The organism is Streptomyces olivaceoviridis, from assembly GCF_014650115.1.
Classification (GTDB): Bacteria; Actinomycetota; Actinomycetes; order Streptomycetales; family Streptomycetaceae; genus Streptomyces; species Streptomyces olivaceoviridis.
Map to the genome: position 1 here is coordinate 317,593 of NZ_BMUI01000006.1, position 18,518 is coordinate 336,110.

The following is an 18,518-nucleotide window of genomic DNA, read 5'->3' on the forward strand; positions in this document are numbered from 1 at the left end:
GGGTTACAGCGCGCCCTTCGTCGACGGGAGGATGCCAGCCGCGCGCGGGTCGCGCTCGGAGGCGTAACGCAGCGCCCGGGCCAGCGCCTTGAACTGGCACTCCACGATGTGGTGCGCGTTGCGCCCGTACGGGACGTGCACGTGCAGCGCGATCTGCGCCTGGGCGACGAAGGACTCCAGGATGTGCCGGGTCATCGTCGTGTCGTACTCGCCGATCATCGGCGCCATGTTCTCGGGCTCGGTGTGCACGAGGTACGGGCGGCCGGACAGGTCGACGGTGACCTGGGCGAGGGACTCGTCCAGCGGGACCGTGCAGTTGCCGAAGCGGTAGATGCCCACCTTGTCGCCGAGCGCCTGCTTGAAGGCGGCGCCGAGCGCGAGGGCGGTGTCCTCGATGGTGTGGTGGGAGTCGATGTGCAGGTCGCCGTCGGTCTTGACGGTCAGGTCGAACAGACCGTGCCGGCCGAGCTGGTCGAGCATGTGGTCGTAGAAGCCGACGCCGGTGGCGATGTCGGTCCGGCCGGTGCCGTCGAGGTCTATCTCGACCAGCACCGACGTCTCCTTGGTGGTGCGCTCCACGCGTCCAACGCGGCTCATCGCTCAAGCTCCTTCTTCAACTCACGGACCGCGTCGAGGAACGCGTCGTTCTCCTCCGGGGTGCCGGCGGAGACCCGCAGCCATCCCGGTACGCCGTTGTCCCGGACCAGGACGCCCCGGTCGAGGATCTTCCGCCAGGCCTCGTGGGCGCTGGCGAACCGGCCGAACTGCACGAAGTTCGCGTCGGACTCGGTCACCTCGTAGCCGATCGCGCGCAGCTCGGCGACCAGCCGGTCCCGCTCCGCCTTCAGCTGCTCGACGTACCCGAGCAGCGTGTCGGTGTGCTCCAGCGCGGCCAGGGCGGTCGCCTGGGTGATCGCCGACAGGTGGTACGGCAGCCGGACCAGCTGGACGGCGTCCACGACCGCCGGGTGCGCGGCCAGGTAGCCGAGGCGCAGGCCGGCCGCGCCGAACGCCTTGGACATCGTCCGGGAGATCACCAGGTGCGGACGGCCGGCCAGCAGCGGCAGCAGCGAGTCGCCGTGGCTGAACTCGATGTACGCCTCGTCCACGACCACCATCGACGGCTTGGCCGCCTGCGCCGCCTCGTACAGCGCGAGGACCGTCTCCGGCGGGACCGCGTTGCCGGTGGGGTTGTTGGGGGTGGTGATGAAGACGACGTCCGGCTCGTGCTCGGCGATGGCCCGCCGGGCGGCGTCGAGGTCGATCGTGAAGTCCTCGGCGCGCGGGCCGGAGATCCAGCCGGTGCCGGTCCCGCGCGCGATGAGCGCGTGCATCGAGTACGACGGCTCGAAGCCGATCGCGGTGCGGCCCGGTCCGCCGAAGGTCTGGAGGAGCTGCTGGATGACCTCGTTGGAGCCGTTGGCGGCCCACACGTTCTCGACGCCGAGGGGGTACTTGCCGGTCTTCGTCAGATACTTGGCCAGCTCGGTGCGCAGCTGGACGGCGTCCCGGTCGGGGTAGCGGTTCAGGCCGCGGGCGGCCTCCCGCACCCGCTCCGCGATCCGCTCGACCAGCGGCTCGGGCAGCGGGTAGGGGTTCTCGTTGGTGTTCAGCCGTACGGGGACGTCCAGCTGGGGCGCTCCGTAGGGGGACTTGCCACGCAGCTCGTCCCGTACGGGGAGATCGTCGATCCGCACGTCGCTCACTTGCTCTCGGGTACCTTCCAGCCGAACCGCGCCTTGACCGCCGCACCGTGCGCCGGCAGGTCCTCCGCCTCCGCCAGCGTCACCACGTGGTGGGCGACCTCGGCGAGCGCGTCCCTCGTGTAGTCCACGACGTGGATGCCGCGCAGGAAGGACTGGACGGACAGGCCCGAGGAGTGGCAGGCGCAGCCTCCGGTGGGCAGGACGTGGTTGGACCCGGCCGCGTAGTCGCCGAGCGAGACGGGGGCCCAGGGGCCGATGAAGATCGCGCCGGCGTTGCGGACCCGGTCGGCCACCGCCGCGGCGTCGGCGGTCTGGATCTCCAGGTGCTCGGCGCCGTACGCGTCGACGACCCGCAGGCCCTCGTCGATGCCGTCGACCAGCACGATCGCGGACTGCTTGCCCTTCAGCGCGGGCACGATCCGGTCCTCGATGTGCTTGGTGGCCGCGACCTGCGGCTCCAGCTCCTTCTCGACCGCGTCCGCCAGCTCGACGGAGTCGGTGACCAGGACGGCCGCCGCCAGCGGGTCGTGCTCGGCCTGGCTGATCAGGTCGGAGGCGACGTGCACCGGGTCGGCGCCGGCGTCCGCGAGGATCGCGATCTCGGTCGGGCCGGCCTCGGCGTCGATGCCGATCTTGCCCGTGAAGTAACGCTTGGCGGCGGCGACCCAGATGTTGCCGGGCCCGGTGACCATGTTGACGGGCGGGCAGGACTCCGTGCCGTACGCGAACATCGCGACGGCGGTGGCGCCGCCGGCCGCGTACACCTCGTCCACGCCCAGCAGGGCGCAGGCGGCGAGGATCGTCGGGTGCGGCAGCCCGCCGAACTCGGCCTGGGCCGGTGAGGCGAGCGCGATGGACTCGACGCCGGCCTCCTGGGCGGGCACCACGTTCATCACCACGGAGGACGGGTAGACCGAGCGGCCGCCGGGCGCGTACAGCCCGACGCGCTCGACCGGAACCCATTTCTCGGTCACCGAGCCGCCGGGCACGACCTGTGTGGTGTGGGTCGTACGGCGCTGCTCCCGGTGGACCAGCCGGGCGCGCCGGATGGACTCCTCCAGGGCGGCGCGCACGGCCGGGTCGAGTCCGGCGAGCGCGTCGGTGAGCGCCTGGGCCGGGACACGGACGGTTTCCAGCCGTACTCCGTCGAACTTCTCGGCGAAGTCGATCAGCGCCGCGTCGCCACGATGATGCACGGCCTCGCAGATCGGGCGCACCTTCTCCAGGGCGGCCTGAACGTCGAAGTCGGCTCGGGGCAGCAGGTCGCGCAGGGCGGGGCCCTCGGGAAGGGCGTCGCCGCGCAGATCGATTCGGGAAATCACAGTCCCAATTCTCTCAGACCGCCGTCGGGAGCCGTTCGCGCGTATCAATGGCTGATACAGACCGCGGGTCAATGACTGGTACAGAGGGTGGCCGGAACCCGGAAGATCACCTTCACGGGTGGTGTTCCGGCGGTCACAGAGGGCATGAACGGCTGTACGAAAACCATCGAATCGGAAGAATCCTGGAGAGAAGAGGAGAACGGTGAGCGAGGGGGCCGGCATCCGCACGGGGGACCTGCCGGACGACCTGACCGCGACCGAGGCGGGCATGTGGCAGGCCTTCCGCAACGGCAGTGTGTACGACCTGACCAGCGGCGACTTCGCGGTGGACGATCCGCACGGCGGGCACCCCTGGGGTCCGGAGCGGACCGTCCGCGCCCGCATCGTCTGCTGGCTGCTCCTCGACGGCCCACCGGCGCTCGCCGGCCGGGTGTCCGCGCTGAAGCTCGCCGGTGTGCGCATCACCGACCCGCTGGACCTGGCGGGCGGCCAGGTCACGCCGTACGTGGAGCTGCGCGGCTGCCGCTTCGACGAGGAGATCCGGCTGCCGGAGGCCCGGTTCACGACCGTGCGCCTGGTGGACTGCGCGGTGCCGCGCCTGGAGGCCGCCCGCGTGCACACGGAGGGTGATCTGCATCTGCCGCGCTGCCGGTTCCAGAACGGGGTCCGGCTGACGGACGCGCACATCGGCACCGATCTGCTGCTCAACCAGGCGGTCGCCTACCGGGACCGCAGCGGGCGGTCGATCGCGGCCGACGGCCTGACCGTCGGCCAGGACCTCCAGGCGGAGATGCTGGAGTCGCACGGCGAGTTCAGCCTGCGCGGCGCCCAGATCGGCGTCTCGCTCAGCCTGCGCGGCGCCAAGCTCGCCAACCCCTACGCCCGGTTCGCCCTGAACGCCCCCCAGCTGACGGTCGAGCGCACCCTGTACCTGACCCCGGCCGGCGTGGGCAACCCGCTGCTGAGCGGCACGACGCCCGCGCGCGGGACGCGCATCCAGCGCTTCGAGTCCCGGGGCGGGGTGCGCCTGGACGACGGGCGGTTCGGGGACGCCGTCGACCTGGAGCGGGCCGGGTTCGCCTTCACCGACGACCAGGAGCTGTCGCTGCGCCGGGTGCAGACGCCGGAGCTGCGCTTCCTCGGGGACAAGCCGCAGCGCGGCAAGGTGGTGCTGTCCGGGGCGCGGATCGGGAACCTGGTGGACCGGGCGAGCAGCTGGCCGGACGCGGGCAGTCTGCACATGGGCGGGTTCACCTACGAGAGCCTGGTGCCGCAGGGCCCGTTCCCGCTGGCCCAGCGCCTGGACTGGGTGGCGGCGGCCACCGCCGAGTACGCCCCGGAGCCGTACGAGCGGCTGGCGGCGGTGTTGCGCGCGGCCGGGGAGGACGAGGACGCGCGCGAGGTGCTGCTCGCCAAGCAGCGCCGGCGGCGGGAGACGCTGCCGCTGGCCGGCAAGTCCTGGGGCTACCTCCAGGACTGGACGGTCGCCTACGGCTACCGCCCCGGCCGGGCCGCGGTGTGGATGGCGGTGCTGTGGGCGGCGGGCACGCTCGCCTTCACGCGCGCGGACCATCCGCCGGTCAGCTCCGGCGGCCATCCGGTCTGGAGCCCGGCGCTGTTCACGCTGGACCTGCTGCTGCCGGTGATCGACCTGGGCCAGGCCGGCCAGTGGCAGCTGCGCGGCGGCTGGCAGTGGCTGGCGGCGGCGCTGATCCTGATCGGCTGGGTGCTGGCGACGACCGTGGCCGCGGGCGCGACCCGGCTGCTGCGGCGGAGCTGACGGCACCCGGCGGCACCGAAACGCGGCGCTGGGCCGGCGCCGGCCATCAGGACCGGCCATCCATCAGGACCGACGGAATCTGCCCGTCGCGCACACACTCCACACAAAACACACATTCACCCTTTACCGGTCCTTGACTCTCGACCGTACAACCTTCCCTGACTTGCCCAGGCCCTCTGGCGCCGCCCCGACCTGCGGACTTTCAATGGTCGAACCATGGCTCTGCTGCCCTCGTTCATCCGCCCCACCCGGATGACCAAACGCTCCGCGCGCCCGGCCGGCCGCCCGTCGGCCGGGGACGAGGCCGTGCTCGACGCGCCCGACGACCGCCTCTCGCCCGCGCTCGTCGCGGCCGGCCGGGGCGAGTACACCGCCGCGGCCGGCCTGCTCGCCGCCACCCGCACCGCGGCCGACTGGGAGAACCGGGACCGGTACGTACGGCGCCTGGCCGCCTTCGCCCGCTCGCGCCCCGAGTGGTACGAGGAGTGGCGTGCCGCCGCCCCGGACGACCCGGGCGTGCTGCTGCTCGGGGCCCAGCTGGCGGTGGACCGCGTCTGGTCCTCGCCCGCCCGGGCCGAGCTGCTGCGCGAGGTGAGCCCGCTCATCACCGCCGCCGCCCGCGCCGACGCACTCGACCCGGTGCCGTGGCGGATCGCGCTCGACCACGCGCGCGGCTCGCGCACCGGGCACCGTTACTTCGAGGAGCTGTGGGAGGCGGCCGTCCGGCGCGCCCCGCACCACTACGGCTGCCACGTGGCCGCCCTGCGCTACCTGGCCGCCTTCTGCTGCGCCCGGTGGGGAGACACGCCCCACACTCCCCATGGCTCGCACCACGCGTGCTTCGACTTCGCCGAGCGGGCCGCGCAGGACGCCCCGGCCGACTCGCTCGTCCAGGCGCTGCCCGCCCGCGCGGCCTTCGGCTGTCTGACCGACGACCGCGGCCCCGACGTGCCGCGCCCCCGGCTGGACGCGGCGGCCGACCGCGCCATCGAGTTGTCCGGACGCTTCCCGGCGGCCGACCCGTGGCCCGCCGAGGTCCGCAACAAACTGCTGTACGTCCTGCTGCGGCTGGACCGCCGGGAGGACGCCCGCGCCCAGCTGCGCCTGATCGGCCCCTACGCCACCTCCTTCCCCTGGGACCGGCTCTCCGACGACCCGCTCGCCCACTTCCTGCGCGTGCGCGACCACCTGGAGACGGCGGCCCCGCGGCCCGCCCCGGCCGGGCTGCTGACGGCGTCCCGGGACCCTCTCGGCGAGCACGGCGGACACGCCCGCGCCGCCGACCACTAGGCTGGGGCGCCGTGACCACCGTCCGTCTTCCGCTCTTTCCGCTGAACTCGGTGCTGTTCCCGGGGCTCGTGCTGCCGCTGAACGTCTTCGAGGAGCGTTATCGCGCCATGATGCGCGCGCTGTCGAAGACCCCCGAGGAGGAGCCGCGCCGCTTCGCCGTCGTCGCCATCCGCGACGGCCACGAGGTCGCGCCGAGCGCCCCGGGCATGCCGGACCCCACGGCCCAGCCCGACCGGGGCCCGGCCGCCGGCTTCGGCCCCGACCCGCTCAAGGCCTTCCACGGAGTGGGATGTGTGGCGGACGCGGCGACCATCCGGGAGCGGTCCGCCGGCACCTTCGAGGTCCTGGCGACGGGCACGACGCGTGTCCGCCTGCTGTCCGTGGACGCGTCCGGTCCGTTCCTGACCGCCGAGCTGGAGGAGCTGCCGGAGGAGCCCGGGGACGAGGCCGGCGCGCTGGCGGAGGGCGTCCTGCGCTCCTTCCGCCAGTACCAGAAGCGTCTTGCGGGCGCCCGCGAGCGCTCGCTGTCCACCGGTGCCGACCTGCCGGACGACCCGGGCGTGGTGTCGTACCTGGTGGCCGCAGCGATGGTGCACGACACGCCGACCAAGCAGCGTCTGCTCCAGGCCCCGGACACCGCCTCGCGGCTCCGGGACGAGCTGAAACTCCTTCGCGCGGAGACGTCCATCATCCGTAGTCTGCCGTCCTTGCCCGCGTTCGAGCTGACGCGGACGCCGACCAGTCTCAACTGAGGGAAGCACGACACCCTGATGGCGAAGAAGCCGAAGAAGCAGCAGTCCGGGGGGACGCCCGCGACGGTGGCCCTGACGGCGGCGGGCGTGGACTTCACGGTCCACGCCTACGACCACGACCCGTCCCACCCCTCCTACGGCGAGGAGGCCGCGGAGGCGATGGGCGTCTCCCCCGAACGGGTCTTCAAGACCCTGGTGGCCGACGTGGACGGCTCCCTGGTGGTCGGTGTGGTCCCGGTGGCCGGCTCGCTGGATCTGAAGGCCCTGGCGGCGGCGGTGGGCGGCAAGCGGGCGACCATGGCCGACCCGGCCCTCGCCGAACGCACCACGGGCTATGTCCGCGGCGGCATCTCCCCGCTCGGCCAGCGCAAGAAGCTCCCGACGGTCATCGACGACTCGGCGGAGGCCCACGCGACGATCTACGTGTCGGCGGGCCGCCGTGGCCTGGAGGTCGAGCTGGCGCCGGGGGACCTGGCGAAGCTGACGGAGGCGGTGCTGGCGCCGATCGGACGCGGCTGACGCGGAGCCCCCCGGGTCACGGCAGCTCGGGGTCCCGGGGCCCGAAGAGCGCGGTCAGTCCGAGATGCACCAGCAACCCCGCCAACGGCCACGCCAGCAACGCCCCCTTCGCAGACAGCTTCAGCGGCGCCGAGAACGTCACCCCCTTGCCCACGGCCTGCGCGTGCGCGAGCACGTTCGACTCGGGCCCCAGCCACACCCCGAGCCGCCAGGCCAGCAGCGACCCGAGCAGCCCGCCGAGGCCGAGGGCCACCGCGAGCGGCACACCGCCGCGCCGCCGCAGCAGGAACACCACCACGGCGCTGACCAGTCCGAAGGCAAGTCCCAGCAGGGTGAACGTTCCGTCCACCCCGACCGCCTGCTCGCCCTCGCTGTCCTTGAGGTAGACGACCCAGTTCTTGTCGACCTCGTCACCGATCAGCGGCACGTGCGGCGCCAGCCACCACCACAGCAGCCCCAGCAGCACCCCGCCGAGGGCCACCGCCACCGTGATCACGGCGGCCTCCCGCAGTTCCGTCTTCATCCCGGGGCCGTCCTGTTCGTACGTGCCCGCGCCCGGCGCCCCGGCGGGCGGCGGCGCCTGCCAGACCTGGTGCGGGGAGTTCTCGTGCGGCGGAGGAGGCGGAGTCAGCGGTGCGGTCACCCGACCATCGTGCCAGGTCGCGCTGTGGGCCGCGTCACCGGACGGCGGCCCTGCGGTACGCCCAGGTCGCCACGGCCAGCGAGACCACCCCGACACCCGCGCACACCCCCAGGTCAACGAGGACGACGGCCCAGTCGGGGTCCGCCCCGAAGGTCCGCGCGTACGCCTCCACGCCGTAGGTCGACGGCAGCAGATCGCGGGCCAGCCGGACGACCTCCGGCATCCGGTCGGCCGGCAGCACGCCCAGCAGCAGCGCGGCCGACATGCCGAGCTGCCCCAGCAGCGTGGCCAGCTCCGGCCGGGGCGCGAGCAGCCCGCAGGCGGCGCCCAGCCCGGCCAGCGCGGCCCCGGCGAGCGGGATGACGGCCACCAGGATCCACAGGTTGGACAGCGGCAGCCCGAAGAGCGCGCAGCCGAAGACGGCCGTCACCAGGGTCCCCGGCACGGTGAAGGAGGCGTACGCCGCCGCCGCGCCCAGCACCACGGCCGCCGGCGGCACCGGCAGCGTGGCGTAGTGGTCGAGCCCGCCACTGGCCCGCAGCTGCCCGAAGTACTGCGAGAGCAGGTTCAGCGCCACGTACGCGACGACCAGCACGGAGGACCCGGCCACCACGGACTGGGCCTCATGGCCGCTGTCGACGACACCGCGCATCATCACGGTGATGCCGATGGACTGGAAGGTCGCCACGAACAGCAGCGGGATCCGCGCCACCCGGGCCCGGGACAGCTGCGCCCGGTAGACGGCCACCAGCGACGGCCACAGCCGCGCGGACGGCCCGAGCTCGGCCGCGCCGGCCGCCGTGTCCGGCACGGCCCGGGCACCGCCCGGCAGAACCTCGGCGGGTACGACACTCACGACGGGCTGCTCCTCTTCCCTACGGCAGTCGCCGCGGCGGGCCTTCCCACCCCGGCGGTCGCGCGGACCCGTACGCATTCCACGGCCGGTGCGCTCATGTCTTCACCAGCCCCTGCCGGGCCGCGCCGCCCAGCGCCAGGTAGACGTCCTCCAGGCTGGGCGTGGCGAGCGTGAAGTCGTCCAGGGCGGCGAAGGCGGCACCGCCGGTCACCGTGGCGACGACGGCGCGGGCCTCCTCGGGCGCGAGCCGGAGCGTCCAGCGCCGGCCGGACTCCGCGGCCCGCTCGCGCAGCACCGCGACCTCGGGCACCTCCAGCGGCGCCCGCTCCCGCCACACCAGCTCCACCCGCACCTCGCCGGCGACCCGCTCCTTGAGTCCGGCGGGGGTGTCGCAGGCGATGACCCGGCCCTGGTCGAGCACGGCGACCCGGTCCAGGACCGTCTCGGCCTCGATGACGTTGTGGGTGACCAGCAGCACGGTCGTGCCGCGCTCGGCCCGCCGCCGGTCCACGGCCGCCCAGACCGCGCGCCGGGCCACCGGGTCCATGCCGGTGGTCGGCTCGTCCAGCACGAGCAGCGGCCGTTCCCCGACGAGGGCGGTGGCGAAGCAGGCGAGCCGCCGCTGCCCGCCGGACAGCTTCTTCAGCGCCCGTCCGGCGATCGGGGTCAGCCCCAGCTCCTCCAGGACGGCGTCCCGCTCGGCCCGCGCCCGCCGGACGTCCAGGCCGCGCAGGCGTCCGGTGGTCTCGGCGGCGAGGGAGACGGTCAGCTCGTCCAGTGCGGTGGACTCCTGGCCCAGGTAGGCGAGGAGCCGCGCGGCCCGCTCGGGATGGCGCACGATGTCGTGGCCGAGTATCTCGACGCTGCCCGTGTCCGGCCGCAGCAGCCCGGTGAGCTGCCGTACGAGGGTGGACTTGCCGGCGCCGTTCGGACCGAGCAGCCCGAAGACCTCGCCGCGCCGTACGTCCAGCTCCACCCCGTCGGTGGCCCGCACCTCGGGGGTGCCCGGTGCGCCCCGCCGGCTCTTCACGGCCGGGTAGGTCTTGCCGAGCCCGCGCACGCGTACGACCTCGTCGTACCGAAGTGCCTGTCCCGCGCGCGTACTCACAAAGGACGAGCCTACGGGGTCGGGGGCCTTTACTCGCCTTCGGGGGCGGCTCCGGGCATTCAGTCGACGGCGGGCACGTGCTGTTCGGCCGCCGCCGGGACGTCGATCTCCCGCCAGAACCCCGCCCGAATGGCGTAACGGTCGTGCTCGTCGATCTGGTCGTCCTTGTGCGCGAGCAGTCCGAACCGCGCCGCGTACCGCAGCAGCTCCCCGTCGATCCGGTGCGGGATGCGCGGGTACATCTGCGACAGCCGCTGGAGGTGGCTCTGGTCGCCGAGCCGGGACATCCAGCGGCGGGCGAAGACCTGCCCGACCTCGTACGGGTCGCCGCCGACGGTGGTGATGTCCTCCTCCCGGTCGGCCCACCGCTGCTCGGCCGTGGTGAGCTGGGCCAGCGTCGGCATGGAGGCGACCTCGGGGGACTCGGCGACCGCTCCCGGCCGGTCGACCCAGCCCTTGTCGGAGGACCAGCGCAGGGTCGCGGTCGCGGGATGCTGCACGGACTGGGCGCCGGGTGCGCGCAGCGCGGCCAGGTCCTTGGGGGTGGGGACGCCCTTGGGGGCGGTCACCCGCTCCTGGGCGCCGTTCTCGGCCGCGGCGGCGGCCGGCGGGTGGGCGGGCTGTTCGGCGGGCCGCTCGCTCGCCGTGCCGAGCGCGGACTCGGGCAGCGGCGCGGAGAGGATCGCGGCGATCTCGGGGCGGGGCGCGGGCGGCGGGGCGCAGACGCCGGTGAGCTCCTTGGCGCGGACGGCCTGGGTGATCCAGGCGCGGTCCAGCACGCGCCGCTCGTCGGCCTCGGCGACCAGGTCCTCGGACTGGTTGTAGTCGCCGTCGGCGGCCTGGACGGCCCACAGGTGGACGGCGACGCCGTGCTCCTTGGCGGCCATCATGCCCGGCAGCAGGTCGCCGTCGCCGGTGACGAGGACGACGTCGGAGCAGGCGCGGTTGCGGGCCAGCTCGGTCAGTTCCGCGTGCATGGCGGCGTCGACGCCCTTCTGCGCCCAGCGTCCGTCGCTGCGGGTGAGGGCGCCGAGGCGGACGGTGACCCGGGGCATCACGCGCAGCCGGCGGTGCTCCGGTTGGGGGACCCGGTCGGGGGCGCCGTCGAACCAGTAGATGCGCAGCAGGGGGCGCTCGGTGTCGGACTCCGCGCGTTCCCGCAGCGCCTGGATCAGCGCGGCGTGGTCGACGGTGATCCGGGACCGCGAGGGCTCGCCGGCGAGGAGGCTGGCGGCGGCTCCCAGCAGATACCCGGCGTCCACCAGGACGATGCAGCGGTCCACGCGACTCACCCTCTTCCCGGGAGGTTTTGCTTCGGACTTCCTTCGAGTCTGCCCGACCTCGCGGGGGTTAACGGCCCGAACTCGATCTTCGGCGTGGCGTTTGCGGTTCCGGTGCACCCACCACCCCTGTCACACACGGTAATTATCCGACATGCGCTTGATGTCAGCGTATGTGAATCTGGTCCCGGCCCTGGCCCCTAGATCCCCCACAGGAGGCAGATCACCATGGCCAAGAACAAGAACCGCAAGCAGTCCGGCCCGCAGAACCGCGCTCCGCAGTCCGAGCACGCGCAGCGTCCGCAGGCGGAGGAGCACGAGCCGCCCATGGCGCACGCCCCGGGCAGCCCCTCGGAGGCCGCGCGCAAGAAGCAGAAGAGCTTCGGCCACAACTAAAGGGCAGTTGAAGCCCGGGCACAGGTGAGGGGCGCACCCGTCAAGGGTGCGCCCCTTCGCGTCGGCGCCTTCCGCCGGGCCTCAGCCGGCCAGGCAGGACGGGCCGAGCAGCACCTTCAGGTCGCCGAACAGCGCCGGGTCGGGCTTGACCCGGTGCCGGTCCAGGCGGAGCACGGTGGTCTTGCGCGGGCCCTGGAGCTTGATCCGCACCTCGCTGTCGCCCTTGTGGTGGCTGAGGATCTCGCCGAGGCGGCTGACCATCGGCGGGGTCACCTTCACGGCCGGGATGGTGAGCACGACGGGCGCGTTGGTGCCCGCGTTGGACAGGTCCGGGACCATCAGCTCCATGGCGACGAGCCGGGGCACGTCCTCGCGCTTGTCGAGGCGGCCCTTGACGAACACCACGGCGTCCTCGACGAGTTGGGTGGACACCAGCTGGTAAGTGGCCGGGAAGAACATGCACTCGATGGAGCCCGCCAGGTCCTCGACGGTGGCGATGGCCCAGGCGTTGCCCTGCTTGGTCATCTTGCGCTGGAGGCCGGAGATGATGCCGCCGATGGTCACCACCGAGCCGTCCGCGTAGTCACCGCCGGTGAGCTGGGCGATGCCCGCGTCCGCCTTGTCGGAGAGCACGTGCTCCAGGCCGAAGAGCGGGTGGTCGGAGACGTACAGACCGAGCATCTCCCGCTCCTGGGCGAGCAGATAGGTCTTGTCCCACTCGTCGTCGGTGAACTCCACGTCGAGGCCGAAGCCGGGCTGGTCGCTGGTCTCCTCGCCCATCCCGCCGAAGAGGTCGAACTGGCCCTCGGCCTCCTTGCGCTTGACCGCGACCACATTGTCGATCATCGGCTCGTACTGGGCCGTGAGGCCCTTGCGGGTGTGGCCCATCGAGTCGAAGGCGCCGGCCTTGATCAGCGATTCGGTGGTGCGCTTGTTGCAGACCACCGCGTCGACCTTGTCGAGGTAGTCGGGGAAGGAGCCGTACTTCCCCTTCGCCTTGCGGCACTTGATGATCGACTCGACGACGTTGGTGCCGACGTTGCGGACGGCGGACAGGCCGAAGAGGATCACGTCGTCGCCCTGGGCGGCGAAGTTGGCCTCGGACTCGTTGACGTTCGGCGGGAGCACCCGGATGCCCATGCGGCGGCACTCGTTGAGGTAGACCGCGGACTTGTCCTTGTCGTCCTTGACCGAGGTGAGCAGGGCGGCCATGTACTCGGCGGGGTGGTTCGCCTTCAGGTACGCCGTCCAGTACGACACCAGGCCGTACGCGGCGGAGTGCGCCTTGTTGAACGCGTAGCCGGCGAAGGGGACCAGCACGTCCCAGAGCGCCTGGATGGCCTCGTCGCTGTAGCCGTTCTTGCGGGCGCCGGCCTGGAAGATGACGAAGTTCTTCTCCAGCTCCTCCGGCTTCTTCTTGCCCATCACGCGGCGGAGGATGTCGGCCTCGCCGAGCGAGTAGCCCGCGATGATCTGGGCGGCCTTCTGCACCTGCTCCTGGTAGACGATCAGGCCGTAGGTGACGTCCAGGACCTCCTTGAGCGGCGCCTCCAGCTCGGGGTGGATCGGCGTGATCTCCTGCTGCCCGTTCTTGCGCAGCGCGTAGTTCGTGTGGGAGTTCATGCCCATCGGGCCCGGCCGGTACAGGGCCGACACGGCGGAGATGTCTTCGAAGTTGTCCGGCTTCATCAGCCGCAGCAGGGACCGCATGGGCCCGCCGTCGAACTGGAAGACGCCGAGGGTGTCGCCGCGCTGGAGCAGCTCGAAGGTCGTGGGGTCGTCGAGCGGGAGGCTCAGGAGGTCGATATCGATCCCCTTGTTGGCCTTCACCATCTTGACGGCGTCGTCCATGATCGTGAGGTTGCGCAGGCCCAGGAAGTCCATCTTCAGCAGGCCGAGCGACTCACAGCTCGGGTAGTCCCACTGGGTGATGGTCACGCCGTCGGTGTGCCTCACCCAGACCGGGACGTGCTCGGTGATGGTCTCGCTGGACATGATCACGCCGGCGGCGTGCACGCCCATCTGCCGGACCAGGCCCTCCACACCGCGCGCGGTGTCGATGACCTTCTTCACGTCCGGCTCGTTCTCGTACATCCCCCGGACCTCGCCGGCCTCCGAGTAGCGGGGGTGGGTGGGGTCGGTGATGCCGGACAGCGGGATGCCCTTGCCGAGGACGTCGGCGGGCATGGCCTTGGTGATGCGGTCGCCCATCGCGTACGGGTAGCCCAGCACGCGCGCGGAGTCCTTGATCGCGTTCTTGGCCTTGATGGTGCCGTAGGTGCCGATCATGGCGACCTTGTCGGCGCCGTACTTCTCCGTCACGTACCGGATCACCTCGACGCGCCGGCGCTCGTCGAAGTCGATGTCGACATCGGGCATCGAGATGCGCTCGGGGTTGAGGAACCGCTCGAAGATCAGGCCGTGCGGGATCGGGTCGAGGTCGGTGATGCCGAGCGCGTAGGCGACGATCGAGCCGGCCGCGGAGCCTCGGCCGGGGCCGACCGCGATGCCCTGGCGCTTGGCCCACATGATGAAGTCGGCGACCACGAGGAAGTAGCCCGGGAACCCCATCTGGATGATGACGTCCATCTCGTACTCGGCCTGCTTCTGGCGGTCCTCGGGGACGCCGCCCGGGAAGCGGCGCTCCATGCCACGGCGGACCTCCTCCTGGAACCAGGTGACCTCGGTGTAGCCCTCGGGGATGTCGAACTTGGGCATGAGGTCGCGCTTCTCGAACATGCCGGTGGTGTCCACCATCTCGGCGACGAGGAGCGTGTTGGCGCAGCCCTCCTGCCAGGCGTCCGAGGAGTCGATGGCGTACATCTCGTCCGTGGACTTCAGGTAGTAGCCGGTGCCGTCGAACTTGAAGCGGTCGGGGTCGGAGAGGTTCTTGCCGGTCTGGATGCACAACAGGGCGTCGTGGGCGCCCGCCTCGTGCGCGTACGTGTAGTGCGAGTCGTTGGTGACCAGCGGCGGGATGCCGAGCTTCTTGCCGATCTCCAGCAGGCCGTCGCGGACCCGGCGCTCGATCTCGATGCCGTGGTCCATCAGCTCCAGGAAGTACCTCTCCTTGCCGAAGATGTCCTGGTAGTCGGCGGCGGCCTTGAGGGCCTCGTCGAAGTGGCCGAGGCGCAGCCGGGTCTGCACCTCGCCGGAGGGGCAGCCGGTGGAGGCGACGATGCCCTCGGACCACTGGGCGATGGTCTCCTTGTCCATCCGGGGCCACTTCTGGAGCCAGCCCTCGGCGTAGGCGTCGGAGGAGAGCCGGAAGAGGTTGTGCAGGCCGGTCCTGTTCACGGCCCACATCGTCTTGTGGGTGTAACCACCCGAACCGGAGATGTCGTCCCGCTTCTGGTGCGGCTGGCCCCAGAGGATCTTGCGCTTGTTCCGCCGGGACTCGGGGGCGACATACGCCTCGATCCCGATGATCGGGGTGATTCCGGCCTTCTTCGCGGAGTGGAAGAAGTCGTACGCCCCGTGGAGGTTGCCGTGGTCGGACATGGCGATGTGCGTCATGCCCATCTCGTTGCACGCGTTGAACATGTCCTTCAGCCGCGCGGCACCGTCCAGCAGCGAGTACTGGGTGTGGACGTGCAGGTGCGTGAAGGGCGGCTTTGACACGGTGAGTCCTCCGGGGCAAACACTCGGCGACGGGCGGGCGGACAGTTCTGGGGTCAGCGTCGAAGTCTATGCCGCGGCACTGACAACGGGATGAAGACGTGGCGCGGAGCGCCTCGACGGGGGTGGTGGTCGGGCGGCGAGATGAAATCTTGGCGCGAAGCGCCTCGACGGGGGGTGGTGGTCGGGCGACGGGCGGGCACTCCCGCGTACCTTCGTGCGTTGGGTACGGCAGAAACGCTGTCGTACAGGTAACGCACCAGGAGGCACCCCGCGATGTCGGTCCCCCAGCTCGACGAGGAGCAGCGCGGCGAGGAGATCCTCGCCGTCTTCGACACCGCCTTCGGCCGGCTCCTGGCCGCCGACCCGGCCGCGTTCCGGGTGAAGTTCCGGAAGATGGCGGCCTCGGCCTTCGCGTTCTACCGGGGCACGGCGGCCCTCTTCTACCACGACCTCGACGCCGAGAAGCGCGGCGGCCCGTACCTGGACGAGCGCACCTCGCGCGTGTGGATCCACGGCGATCTGCACGCCGAGAACTTCGGCACGTACATGGACTCCAACGGCCGCCTGGTCTTCAACGTCAACGACTTCGACGAGGCCTACGTCGGTCCGTTCACCTGGGACCTGAAGCGCTTCTCGGCGTCGGTCGCGCTCATCGGGTACGCGAAGGCCCTCAGCGACGCGCAGATCACCGAGCTGGTGACGGTCTACGCCGCCGCCTACCGCGAGCGCGTCCACGCCCTGGCCACGGGCGCCAAGCGGGACGAGGTGCCGCCGTTCACGCTGGACACCGCGCAGGGTCCGCTGCTGGACGCGCTGCGTGACGCCCGCTCGCTGACCCGCTTCGGCCTGCTGGACTCGATGACCGAGATCCGCGACTTCGAGCGCCGTTTCGCACCGGGCGGCGGCTCCATCGAGCTGGACGCGGCCACCCGCTACAAGGTCCTGGCGGCCTTCGACGGCTATCTGGAGACGCTGCCGGACTCCTCCCTGGCGCGCCCGGACTCGTACCGGGTGAAGGACGTCGTGGGCCGCCGGGGCATCGGCATCGGCTCCGCGGGCCTGCCGTCGTACAACATCCTCCTGGAGGGCCACAGCGACGCCCTGGAGAACGATGTCGTGATCTACATCAAGCAGGCCCAGACCCCGGCCGTCTCCCGGCACATCACGGATCCGGCCATCGCGGAGTACTTCCGGCACGAGGGCCACCGCACGGTGATCTCCCAGCGCGCCCTCCAGGCGCACGCCGACCCGTGGCTCGGCTGGACCGAGCTGGACGGTGCCGGCCAGTTGGTCGCCGAGGTCTCGCCGTACGCCGTGGACCTGGACTGGGACGACATCGACGACCCGGAGGAGATCGCGGCAGTCGTCGCCGACCTGGGCCGGGCCACCGCGACCATGCACGCGGCGGCGGACGACACCTCCGGCGAGTCCCTGGTGCCGTTCTCCACCGAGCGGGCCATCGACGCGGCGCTCGCGGCCGACGAGGAGGGCTTCGCCCCCCTGCTGGTGGACTTCGCGCACAGCTACGGCGCACGCGCGCGTGCCGATCACCAGATCTTCGTCGACCTGTTCCGCAACGGCCGGATTCCGGGGCTGTGACCTCACGGATTCACAGGCACCCTTTAGGGGTCCTTTACCCGTGTACGTGACAGACTCTCCTTTCGCTATGGACATATCCGGGACCCAGCTCAGAGCCGTGCGCGCGGCGCTGTTCACGGCCTTCGTCGTGACGCTCAGCACCGCGTCGCACGTGCTGCTGTCCCGTGCTCCGCTGCCGCTGGCGACCGTGGGCGCGGTCGCCGCCGGGGTGTTCGTCACCGCGTACGCGCTGGCGGGCCGTGAGCGCGGCTTCGGGCGGATCGCGGCCCTGCTGGTCCCGCTGGAGCTGGCCGCCGACACGGTGTTCACCACCGGCCAGCACGCCTGCTACGGCCGCGCGGGCGGCCCGGTCGCCGGTCCGCTGCGCGCGGTCGGCCTGGACGTGCTGTGCGAGGGGCGGGTGGGCACCCCGCTGGCCCAGATGACCGGCGGTCCCGACCGCGCCGGGACGCTGCTCGCCCACGCCGGCCCGGCCGCCGCCTGGCTGCTGCTCGCCGCGCACATCGGTGTGGGGCTGCTCGCCGCCGCCTGGCTGCGCCGGGGCGAGCGGGCGCTGACCCAACTGCTGCGGGCGGTCGCCGCCACCACGTTCCGGCCGCTGCTGCTGGCGGTGGCCGCGGTCGCCGCACGGCCGCTGCCGGCCCGCCGGCTGCCCCGCCCGGCCCCGCGCCGCGCCGCCGCCCGCGACCGGCTCCTCACCCACTCCCTGGGACGGCGTGGACCGCCGTGCTCACCGGCATTCGCCTGAGCACGACCAGTCCCCCACCCGTATTCCGCGTACGACGTGTGCGCGTCCCACATGGAGATCACCAATATGAGCAAGCGGAACACCCAGGCGGCGAAGACGGCGGCCCGGGAGCGGCTGCGCCAAGAGCGCGAGCGGCAGGCCAAGCGCGACAAGGCCAGGCGGCAGCTCATCGTGGCCGCCTCGGTCGTGGCCGTCCTGGCCGCGGCCGGCGGCATAGGCTACGCCGTCGTGCAGAACAACAAGCCCGCCTACTGGGAGGCCGCGAAGGACGACAAGCTCGTCAAGCCGGCCAACACCACGGGCACGGACGGCACGACGGTCGTCATCGGCAAGGGCAGCGCCAAGAAGACCCTCGTGATGTACGAGGACCCGCGCTGCCCGGTCTGCGCCGTTTTCGAGCAGACGGTCGGCCCGACCGTCAAGAAGGACCTCGACGCCGGCAAGTTCAAGATCCAGTACGTCGGTGCCACCTTCCTCGACAAGAACCTCACCGGCGAGGGCTCCAAGAACGCGCTCAGCGCCCTGGGCGCCGCGCTCAACGTCAGCCCCGAGGCCTTCCTGGAGTACAAGACCGCGATGTACTCCAAGAAGTGGCACCCCGAGGAGACCACCGACAAGTTCAAGGACGACAGCTACCTGATCCAGATCGCTGACACGGTCCCCGCGCTGAAGGGCAACGCGGCGTTCCAGAAGGCCGTGAAGGACGGCACCTACGACAGGTGGGCGCTGGAGGAGTCCAAGATCTTCGACAAGGACGGCATCTCGGGCACCCCGACCCTGAAGATGGACGGCAAGACGCTGACGGGCTCCGACGGGAAGAACGCGCCCATGTCGGTCGCCGAGTTCAACACCGCGCTGGAGGCGGCCCTCAAGGGCTGAGTCGACCATCGGCCAAAGA

The 18,518-nt window shown here is 71.8% G+C and carries 16 protein-coding genes; 8 read left to right on the forward strand and 8 right to left on the reverse strand.

What is annotated here, in order from left to right; translation table 11 throughout:
• Positions 1-3: 3 nt before the first annotated feature.
• From hisB to hisD, 3 genes are read right to left on the reverse strand one after another with little or no spacing between them, the layout of a single operon-like run.
• A complete protein-coding gene (gene hisB / locus IE273_RS14765; RefSeq protein ID WP_030783530.1) occupies positions 4-597 on the reverse strand; it encodes an imidazoleglycerol-phosphate dehydratase HisB in 594 nt (197 codons plus the stop codon).
• Complete coding sequence (locus IE273_RS14770) at positions 594-1,706, reverse strand: histidinol-phosphate transaminase (protein WP_189815616.1); 1,113 nt, start codon at positions 1,704-1,706, stop codon at positions 594-596. The genes hisB and IE273_RS14770 overlap by 4 nt, the downstream gene beginning before the upstream one ends.
• The gene (hisD, locus tag IE273_RS14775) at positions 1,703-3,028 is read right to left on the reverse strand and encodes a histidinol dehydrogenase (RefSeq protein ID WP_189815617.1); all 1,326 of its coding nucleotides are present in this window, start codon (positions 3,026-3,028) and stop codon (positions 1,703-1,705) included. The genes IE273_RS14770 and hisD overlap by 4 nt, the downstream gene beginning before the upstream one ends.
• Positions 3,029-3,230: 202 nt before the next feature.
• Between hisD and IE273_RS14780 the strand changes: the two genes are divergently transcribed.
• The 4 genes from IE273_RS14780 to ybaK all read left to right on the forward strand — a co-directional run bounded on the left by IE273_RS14780 (position 3,231) and on the right by ybaK (position 7,369).
• Entirely contained in the window at positions 3,231-4,808 is a 1,578-nt protein-coding gene (locus IE273_RS14780) for an oxidoreductase (protein WP_189815618.1), read from the forward strand.
• Positions 4,809-5,024: 216 nt separating this feature from the next.
• The gene (locus tag IE273_RS14785) at positions 5,025-6,098 is read left to right on the forward strand and encodes a hypothetical protein (protein ID WP_189815619.1); all 1,074 of its coding nucleotides are present in this window, start codon (positions 5,025-5,027) and stop codon (positions 6,096-6,098) included.
• An 11-nt stretch (positions 6,099-6,109) separates the two neighbouring features.
• Complete coding sequence (locus tag IE273_RS14790; protein WP_189815620.1) at positions 6,110-6,850, forward strand: LON peptidase substrate-binding domain-containing protein; 741 nt, start codon at positions 6,110-6,112, stop codon at positions 6,848-6,850.
• 18 nt (positions 6,851-6,868) lie between these two features.
• Positions 6,869-7,369: a Cys-tRNA(Pro) deacylase gene (ybaK, locus tag IE273_RS14795; protein WP_189815621.1), complete on the forward strand. Its 501-nt coding sequence runs from the start codon at positions 6,869-6,871 to the stop codon at positions 7,367-7,369.
• A gap of 16 nt (positions 7,370-7,385) precedes the next feature.
• On the opposite strand, the gene IE273_RS14800 is transcribed toward ybaK, so the two are convergent.
• The 4 genes from IE273_RS14800 to IE273_RS14815 all read right to left on the reverse strand — a co-directional run bounded on the left by IE273_RS14800 (position 7,386) and on the right by IE273_RS14815 (position 11,259).
• Positions 7,386-8,012, reverse strand: a complete 627-nt coding sequence (locus IE273_RS14800; protein WP_189815622.1) for an AAA family ATPase — start codon at positions 8,010-8,012, stop codon at positions 7,386-7,388.
• Between the two features lie 34 nt (positions 8,013-8,046).
• On the reverse strand, positions 8,047-8,868 hold the full coding sequence (locus IE273_RS14805; RefSeq protein ID WP_189815623.1) for an ABC transporter permease: 822 nt from the start codon (positions 8,866-8,868) through the stop codon (positions 8,047-8,049).
• A 94-nt stretch (positions 8,869-8,962) separates the two neighbouring features.
• Positions 8,963-9,976 carry an ABC transporter ATP-binding protein gene (locus tag IE273_RS14810; RefSeq protein ID WP_189815624.1) on the reverse strand — a complete coding sequence of 338 codons (1,014 nt, stop codon included), beginning with the start codon at positions 9,974-9,976 and terminating at the stop codon, positions 8,963-8,965.
• A 59-nt stretch (positions 9,977-10,035) separates the two neighbouring features.
• A complete protein-coding gene (locus IE273_RS14815) occupies positions 10,036-11,259 on the reverse strand; it encodes an NYN domain-containing protein (RefSeq protein ID WP_189815625.1) in 1,224 nt (407 codons plus the stop codon).
• A gap of 225 nt (positions 11,260-11,484) precedes the next feature.
• Between IE273_RS14815 and IE273_RS14820 the strand changes: the two genes are divergently transcribed.
• Entirely contained in the window at positions 11,485-11,652 is a 168-nt protein-coding gene (locus tag IE273_RS14820; protein ID WP_165951540.1) for a hypothetical protein, read from the forward strand.
• An 81-nt stretch (positions 11,653-11,733) separates the two neighbouring features.
• On the opposite strand, the gene dnaE is transcribed toward IE273_RS14820, so the two are convergent.
• A complete protein-coding gene (dnaE, locus tag IE273_RS14825) occupies positions 11,734-15,273 on the reverse strand; it encodes a DNA polymerase III subunit alpha (RefSeq protein ID WP_189815626.1) in 3,540 nt (1,179 codons plus the stop codon).
• 273 nt (positions 15,274-15,546) lie between these two features.
• On the opposite strand from dnaE, the gene IE273_RS14830 reads away from it, so the two are divergent.
• The 3 genes from IE273_RS14830 (at position 15,547) to IE273_RS14840 (ending at position 18,499) form a co-directional block, all read left to right on the forward strand.
• On the forward strand, positions 15,547-16,872 hold the full coding sequence (locus tag IE273_RS14830) for a DUF2252 domain-containing protein (RefSeq protein ID WP_189815627.1): 1,326 nt from the start codon (positions 15,547-15,549) through the stop codon (positions 16,870-16,872).
• A 67-nt stretch (positions 16,873-16,939) separates the two neighbouring features.
• Entirely contained in the window at positions 16,940-17,620 is a 681-nt protein-coding gene (locus tag IE273_RS14835; protein WP_189815628.1) for a hypothetical protein, read from the forward strand.
• 66 nt (positions 17,621-17,686) lie between these two features.
• Positions 17,687-18,499, forward strand: coding sequence for a thioredoxin domain-containing protein (locus tag IE273_RS14840; RefSeq protein WP_189815629.1), 813 nt, complete (start codon positions 17,687-17,689; stop codon positions 18,497-18,499).
• Positions 18,500-18,518 lie beyond the last annotated feature (19 nt).